Origin of the sequence: Actinomyces sp. ICM39 (assembly GCF_000282935.1) — a bacterium.
GTDB classification, from domain to species: Bacteria; Actinomycetota; Actinomycetes; order Actinomycetales; family Actinomycetaceae; genus Pauljensenia; species Pauljensenia odontolytica_B.
On sequence record NZ_ALCB01000070.1, the window covers coordinates 45,800 to 52,724 of the forward strand.

At 65.9% G+C, this 6,925-nt stretch carries 7 protein-coding genes; 3 read left to right on the forward strand and 4 right to left on the reverse strand.

Annotated elements, in window-relative coordinates; translation table 11 throughout:
• Position 1: 1 nt before the first annotated feature.
• Complete coding sequence (locus HMPREF1137_RS04645; protein ID WP_007589428.1) at positions 2 to 1,309, reverse strand: homoserine dehydrogenase; 1,308 nt, start codon at positions 1,307 to 1,309, stop codon at positions 2 to 4.
• 275 nt (positions 1,310 to 1,584) lie between these two features.
• Between HMPREF1137_RS04645 and pflB the strand changes: the two genes are divergently transcribed.
• The 3 genes from pflB (at position 1,585) to pflA (ending at position 5,081) form a co-directional block, all read left to right on the forward strand.
• Positions 1,585 to 3,690, forward strand: coding sequence for a formate C-acetyltransferase (gene pflB, locus HMPREF1137_RS04650; protein WP_007589420.1), 2,106 nt, complete (start codon positions 1,585 to 1,587; stop codon positions 3,688 to 3,690).
• Positions 3,691 to 3,813: 123 nt separating this feature from the next.
• The gene (grcA2, locus tag HMPREF1137_RS04655; RefSeq protein ID WP_003792950.1) at positions 3,814 to 4,065 is read left to right on the forward strand and encodes an autonomous glycyl radical cofactor GrcA2; all 252 of its coding nucleotides are present in this window, start codon (positions 3,814 to 3,816) and stop codon (positions 4,063 to 4,065) included.
• 137 nt (positions 4,066 to 4,202) lie between these two features.
• On the forward strand, positions 4,203 to 5,081 hold the full coding sequence (pflA, locus tag HMPREF1137_RS04660) for a pyruvate formate-lyase-activating protein (protein ID WP_003792951.1): 879 nt from the start codon (positions 4,203 to 4,205) through the stop codon (positions 5,079 to 5,081).
• A 33-nt stretch (positions 5,082 to 5,114) separates the two neighbouring features.
• Here pflA and HMPREF1137_RS04665 read toward each other — a convergent pair whose 3' ends face one another.
• The 3 genes from HMPREF1137_RS04665 to HMPREF1137_RS04675 all read right to left on the reverse strand — a co-directional run.
• Positions 5,115 to 5,753 carry a peptide deformylase gene (locus HMPREF1137_RS04665; RefSeq protein ID WP_007589377.1) on the reverse strand — a complete coding sequence of 213 codons (639 nt, stop codon included), beginning with the start codon at positions 5,751 to 5,753 and terminating at the stop codon, positions 5,115 to 5,117.
• On the reverse strand, positions 5,750 to 6,421 hold the full coding sequence (locus HMPREF1137_RS04670) for a sugar O-acetyltransferase (RefSeq protein ID WP_007589408.1): 672 nt from the start codon (positions 6,419 to 6,421) through the stop codon (positions 5,750 to 5,752). The genes HMPREF1137_RS04665 and HMPREF1137_RS04670 overlap by 4 nt, the downstream gene beginning before the upstream one ends.
• Positions 6,418 to 6,925 (reverse strand): gamma-glutamyl-gamma-aminobutyrate hydrolase family protein (locus HMPREF1137_RS04675; RefSeq protein WP_007589452.1); only part of this gene is annotated, 508 nt, incomplete at its 5' end. The genes HMPREF1137_RS04675 and HMPREF1137_RS04670, both read right to left, overlap by 4 nt.

Sequence of the window (6,925 nt, forward strand, 5' to 3'; positions counted from 1 at the left end):
GTCACTCACCCTCAACACGGATCGTGGAGGTCACCTCGCGCACCGCGTCGGAGACGGACAGCGCACGGGCGACGGCGCGCAGGTCGGCCTCGCGGGCGCGGTGGCTAGTCACGACGATGACGCAGGCGCCGGGCACCTCGTCGTTGCGCTGGTGTACGGACTGGATGGAGACGCCGTGGCGGGCGAAGATTCCGGCAACGTCTGACAGGACGCCGAGGCGGTCCTCGACCTGGAGGCGGATCTGGTAGCGGGTGTGCGTCGAGCCGGGATCGAGGATCGGCAGGTGGGCGTAGACCGACTCGCGCGGGGCGTGCCCGCCGAAGGCGCGGTGGTGCGCCGCGGCGACGAGGTCGGACAGGACCGCCGAGGCCGTGGGAGCGCCGCCCGCACCCTGGCCGTAGAACATGAGGCGACCCGCAGCCTCGCCCTCGACGAGGATCGCGTTGAAGGCGCCGTCGACGGAGGCGAGAGGATGATCGGAGGGGACCTGCGCGGGGTGGACGCGCATGGCAACGCCCTCGCGGCCGTCCTCGCCGATGCGGCGCTCGGCGATCGCCAGGAGCTTGATGGTGTGGCCGACGCGCGCGGCCTCCTCCATGTCTTCCTTGGTGATGCTCGAGATGCCCTCGACGGCGACGTCGTCAATGCCGACGCGCGTGTGGAAGGCCAGGGACGCCAGGATGGAGCACTTGGCGGCGGCGTCGAAGCCCTCGACATCCGCGGTGGGGTCGGCCTCGGCGAACCCGAGGTCCTGCGCCTGCTTGAGAGCCTCCTCGTAGCTCAGCCCCTTGGTGCTCATCGCGTCCAGGATGAAGTTCGTCGTGCCGTTGACGATGCCCATCACGGTCGTGATGCGGTCGCCGGCGAGGGACTCGCGCAGGCCGTACACGACGGGGACGGCGCCTGCGACGGCGGCCTCGTAGTAGAGGTCGGCTCCGTTGGATGCGGCGGCCTCGTACAGCTCGGGGCCGTGCGCGGCCAGGAGCGCCTTGTTGCCGGTGACGACCGAGATGCCCCGGTTGAGGGCGCGCAGCACGAGGGTGCGCGCGGGCTCGATGCCGCCGATCAGCTCGACGACGAGGTCCATGTTGTCGATCGCCTCGGCCGGCTCGGTGGTCAGCAGCTCGCGGTCGATCGGAGCGTCACGCGGGGCATCCACATTGCGGACGAGGACGCGGCGCACCTCCATTTCAGCGCCCGAGCGAGCGGCGAAATCCTCGCGGCTCGACTGAAGGATGCGAATGACCTGGCTACCGACGGTTCCGGCTCCAAGAACGCCAACTCCGAGGACAGGACGGGGTGCAGACATAGGACTTTTTCTCCTTTGTGGGACGGGCACTGATACCAGTGTAGGCGGTCAAAGCCCCTCCCCTCTCCTAAGGACCTTGGTCCCACAATTTGACCGACGGAGACTTTGGGCCCACATCCTGAGACGGACAACATAGACTGTCGGTCGATATGGGTTGTGGAGAGTCCCCAAGCCGTAGGACAATAGGCCTAAGCGTTGGAATCCGACGCACATGGGAGTTTTGCTCCCGACATACCGTCCCCACAACGGGATACGGACATCCGAGAAGAGGAAGAATGACGACAGCAGACCAGAAGGCCTGGGAAGGTTTCGTAAAGGGTAACTGGTGCGATGAGATCGACGTGCGTGATTTCATCCAGCTGAACTACACCCCCTACGAGGGCGACGCCTCGTTCCTGGCAGGGCCGACAGAGAAGACCCTGCGCGTGTGGAACACTCTCGAAGAGAAGTACCTCTCCGAAGAGCGCAAGGTGCGCATCCTCGACATCGACACGGACACCCCCGCCGACATTGACGCCTTCAAGCCGGGCTACATTAGCGAGGACGACGACGTGATCGTCGGCCTGCAGACCGACGCCCCCCTCAAGCGCGCGATGATGCCGAACGGTGGCTGGCGTATGGTCGAGACGGCCATCCACGAGGCCGGCATGGAGTACAACCCCGAGGTGAAGAAGATCTTCACCAAGTACCGCAAGACCCACAACGACGCGGTCTTCGACATCTACACGCCGCGTATTCGTGCCGCTCGTTCCTCCCACATCATCACCGGCCTGCCGGACGCCTATGGCCGTGGCCGCATCATCGGCGACTACCGCCGTGTCGCCCTCTACGGTGTTGACCACCTCATCGCCGAGAAGGAAAAGGACAAGGATCGCTACGCGAACGAGCCCTTCTCCGAGCACTGGGCGCGTTACCGCGAGGAGCACTCCGAGCAGATCAAGGCCCTCAAGAAGCTGAAGAACATGGCGCAGTCCTACGGCTACGACATCTCCGGCCCGGCCACCAACGCTCGCGAGGCCGTGCAGTGGACCTACTTCGGCTACCTGGCCTCCGTGAAGTCCCAGGACGGTGCCGCCATGTCGATCGGCCGTCTGTCCGGCTTCTTCGACATCTACTTCGAGCGCGATCTGAAGAACGGCACGCTGGATGAGTCCGGCGCGCAGGAGATCATCGACGCCCTCGTCATCAAGCTGCGCATCACCCGCTTCCTGCGCACCATCGCCTACGACCAGATCTTCTCGGGCGACCCCTACTGGGCCACCTGGTCGGACGCCGGCTTCGGTGACGACGGCCGTACGCTGGTCACCAAGACCTCGTTCCGTCTGCTCCAGACGCTGGTCAACCTCGGCCCGGCCCCCGAGCCGAACATCACCATCTTCTGGGACGAGAACCTGCCCCGTGGCTACAAGGAGTTCTGCGCCCTCATCTCGATCGACACCTCGTCGATCCAGTACGAGTCCGATCCGCAGATTCGCGCCCACTGGGGCGACGACGCCGCCATCGCCTGCTGCGTCTCCCCCATGAAGGTCGGCAAGCAGATGCAGTTCTTCGGTGCTCGCGTGAACGCCGCGAAGGCCCTGCTCTACGCCATCAACGGTGGCCGTGACGAGATGAGCGGCAAGCAGGTCATGGAAGGCTACGAGCCCGTCCAGGGTGACGGCCCGCTCGACTTCGATGACGTGTGGAAGCGCTACGAGGAGATGCTCGACTGGGTCGTTGGCACCTACGTTGAGGCCCTCAACATCATCCACTACTGCCACGATCGCTACGCCTACGAGTCCATCGAGATGGCGCTGCACGACTCCGAGATCATTCGCACCATGGGCTGCGGCATCGCCGGTTTGTCCATCGTTGCCGACTCTCTGGCAGCCATCAAGTACGCGAAGGTCTACCCGATCCGCGACGAGACCGGCCTGGTCGTCGACTACCGCACCGAGGGCGAGTTCCCGACCTACGGCAACGACGATGACCGCGCTGACGACATCGCCGCGACCGTCGTCCACACCGTCATGGACAAGATCCGCGCGATCCCCATGTACCGCGACGCGGTCCCGACCCAGTCGGTCCTGACGATCACCTCGAACGTCGTCTACGGCAAGGCCACCGGCTCCTTCCCGTCGGGCCACCAGAAGGGCACCCCCTTCGCCCCCGGCGCGAACCCGGAGAACGGCATCGACACGCACGGCATGGTCGCCTCCATGCTGTCGGTCGGCAAGCTGGACTACAACGACGCGCTCGACGGCATCTCGCTGACGAACACGATCACCCCGCAGGGCCTCGGCCGTTCCAAGGAAGAGCAGATCCAGAACCTGGTCGGCATCCTCGACGCCGGCTTCGTTCCGGACGATTCCTGCGCCTACGACGGTACCAAGGGCTACTGATCCACCATTGGCGGGGATCGATGCGCAACCCGTGTTGATCCCCGCCACCCACCACTCGTGGGTGAGCCGCACTGCGACCCACCCAAGCCGGCACCGCCGGAGTCTCACAAAAGGAGAAATGTTATGGCAACCAAGACCTACGAAGAGCGCCTCGCCGACATGAAGGCCGCCCGCGAAGAGCGCGGCGACAAGGAAGGCCTCTACCACGCGAACATCAACGTTCTCGAGGAGTCCACGCTGAAGGACGCTATGGAGCACCCCGAGAAGTACCCGAACCTGACCGTTCGCGTTTCCGGCTACGCCGTTAACTTCGTCAAGCTCACCCGTGAGCAGCAGCTGGACGTTCTGTCCCGCACCTTCCACCACTCGGCCTGATAGCTGATTGGAGTGGGGCGTCGGGCAACGCTCGACGCCCCACTACTATGTCTGCCCTTATCAGCGCGCACCGCTGACGATCCACGGCCTCGTTCCCATCACGACCACCGCGCCCACTCAACCGCGAAGAAGGAATCATGTCGCAGCCCCTCGCTCTCCCCACGTTCCGCGAGCAGGACTTCCAAGCCCCCCAATCCCGTACCGTCGGCGCCGGCGTCGAAGGTCTGGAGGAGATCACGGACCTGGAGCGCTCCGAGCGCCTGCGCCGCATGCGTGAGGGCACGCTGGGTTCCATTCACTCCTGGGAGCTCGTCACCGCTGTTGACGGCCCCGGCACGCGCATGACGGTGTTCCTCAACGGCTGCCCGCTGCGCTGCCTGTACTGCCACAACCCCGACACCTTCCTCATGAAGGACGGCGCTCCCGTGTCTGACACGGAGCTGCTCTCACGCATCGCACGTTACCGCCGCATTTTCCGCACGACACAGGGCGGCATCACCCTGTCCGGCGGTGAGGTTCTCATGCAGCCGCAGTTCGCCAAGCGCATCCTGATGGGCGCCAAGGAGATGGGTGTGCACACCTGCATCGACACCTCCGGTTTCCTGGGCGCGAACTGCGACGACGAGATGCTCGACGCCATCGACCTGGTGCTCCTGGACGTCAAGAGCGGCAACGAGGAGACCTACAAGAAGGCGACGGGCCGTTCCCTGGCGCCCACGATCGAGTTCGGTGACCGCATCGCGGCTCGCGGTGGCGCCACCCGCATCTGGATCCGCTTCGTGCTGGTTCCGGGTCTGACCGACGACCCCGAGAACGTGCGCCAGGTCGGCGAGATCGTGTCGCGCTGGAAGGACGTCATCGATCGCATTGAGGTCCTGCCCTTCCATCAGCTGGGCAAGGACAAGTGGCACTCGCTGGGCCTGGAGTACCAGCTGGAGGACACGAAGGCCCCCACGCCCGAGGCCACCGAGGAGGTCCGCAACTACTTCCGTTCGCTGGGCTTCCTGGTCCACTGACGCGAACGTACCGGGACCCCGGGAGGGAGCGGCTTAGGCCCGCTCCTCCGGGGTCCACGTGTATCCGCTGGCGCCCCATCCGCGTTCGGCGATGACCTGCTGGGCCTCGTCGGCGTAGGGCGCCTCGAGGCGGTCGACGTAGAGGGTGCCCTGCAGATGGTCGTATTCATGCTGGAAGATGCGCGCGAGCCACCCGCGGGCGCTGACCTCGATAGCGTTGCCGTCCACGTCGTAGCCGCGCAGGACCGCACCGAGCGCGCGGCGCAGGGGGTATCCGTAGCCTGGCACGGACAGGCAGCCCTCGGACTCGCTGGCCATGTCTGGTTCGCGTGGCAGGATGGCTCCCGCCCCTTCGGTATCCCACACGAGGTCGAGCGTGGGGTTGACGACGACGCCGCTCAGGGCCGTGTTGAAGCCGCGCGCGGGTCCCTCATCGAGCTGGAGGACGTCGCGGTAGTGGGAGTCGAAGGAGCCGGCACCGCCGTACCTCCACACGAACACCTGGGAGCCGACGCCCACCTGAGGTGCGGCGAGGCCGACGCCGGGTGCGGCGTGCATAGTTTCGATCATGTCGGCGACGAGGTCGTGCAGCTCCGAATCAAAGGACTCGACGGGAGCTGCAGCCCGGTGCAGGACAGGCTCGCCGGTAATACAGATCGGCAGGATACTCATGCGTGATCTCCCGTGTGTGCGTTGACTCCGACACCCGCCGCTTCAATCGCGCGCGGCGTGGTCGGGTCCAGGTCTTTGATGACGCGGGCGGGGTTGCCGACAGCGATGGAGTTGGCGGGGATATCACGCGTGACGACGGCACCTGCTCCGATGATCGAGTTTTCACCGATGGTCACGCCCGGGCACACGACGACGGAGCCGCCCAGCCACACGTTATCCTCGATGGTGATCGGGGCTGAGGACTCCCATTTCGCGCGACGAGGCCCGGGCTCGGTCGGGTGGATCGCCGTGTAGAGCGAGCAGTTGGGGCCGATGAGGACGTCGGCGCCGATGACGACCGGGGCGACGTCGAGCACGGTCAGCCCGTAGTTGGCCCAGGAACCGTCGCCGATGGAGATGTTGTACCCATAGTCGACACGCAGCGGAGGCCGGATGTCGACGCCCTCCCCCACCTGCCCGAGAACCTGGGCAAGCAGGTAGCGGGCGATGTCCGGGTCGGTGGGATAGGCCTGCTCGTAAAGGCTCAGGAGGCGAACCGCGCGCTTCGTGAGTGCCGAAAGTTCATCGTCCGCGACGTAGTAGTCGCCGGCTTCCAGGCGCTGGGCGGGCGTGCGCTCGTCCTCGCGGAATCGGGGGTCGTCGAAGTTCGTTCCCGGGGAGATGGTCATGCGACCAGGGTAGTCGACGCCCTTTCGAGGCGGGGAGCGCGGCGCGCGTCCAGGTGGCCGAGGAGCGCGTGCAGCTGGGAGATGTCGGCGGCGGGATCCTCGGGGTGCCACTGCACGCCGATGACGGGGGCGTCCAGCGATTCGACGGCCTCGATCGTGCCGTCGGGGGCCTGCGCGCTGACCTGGAGGCCCTGCGCGAGGCGCGCAACGCGCTGGTGGTGCGCCGACGAAATAATCAGCTCGGAGTTGGTGAGGACGGGCGCGAGTGCGCGCTCGAGGTTCGTTCCCTCGCCGACGCGCACGCTGTGGCGGATGAAGCGGTGATCGGACAGGATCCGGTTGTTCGTGTGAGTGCCGTGGGCGCCCTCGATATGCTGCTCGAGCGTGCCGCCGAGCGCCGTATTGATGATCTGCATGCCGCGGCAAATTCCCAGGAGCGGGGTGCCCGTGCGCACGGCATAGTCGACGAGGGCGATCTGTCCACGGTCGGCGCGGTACCAGTGG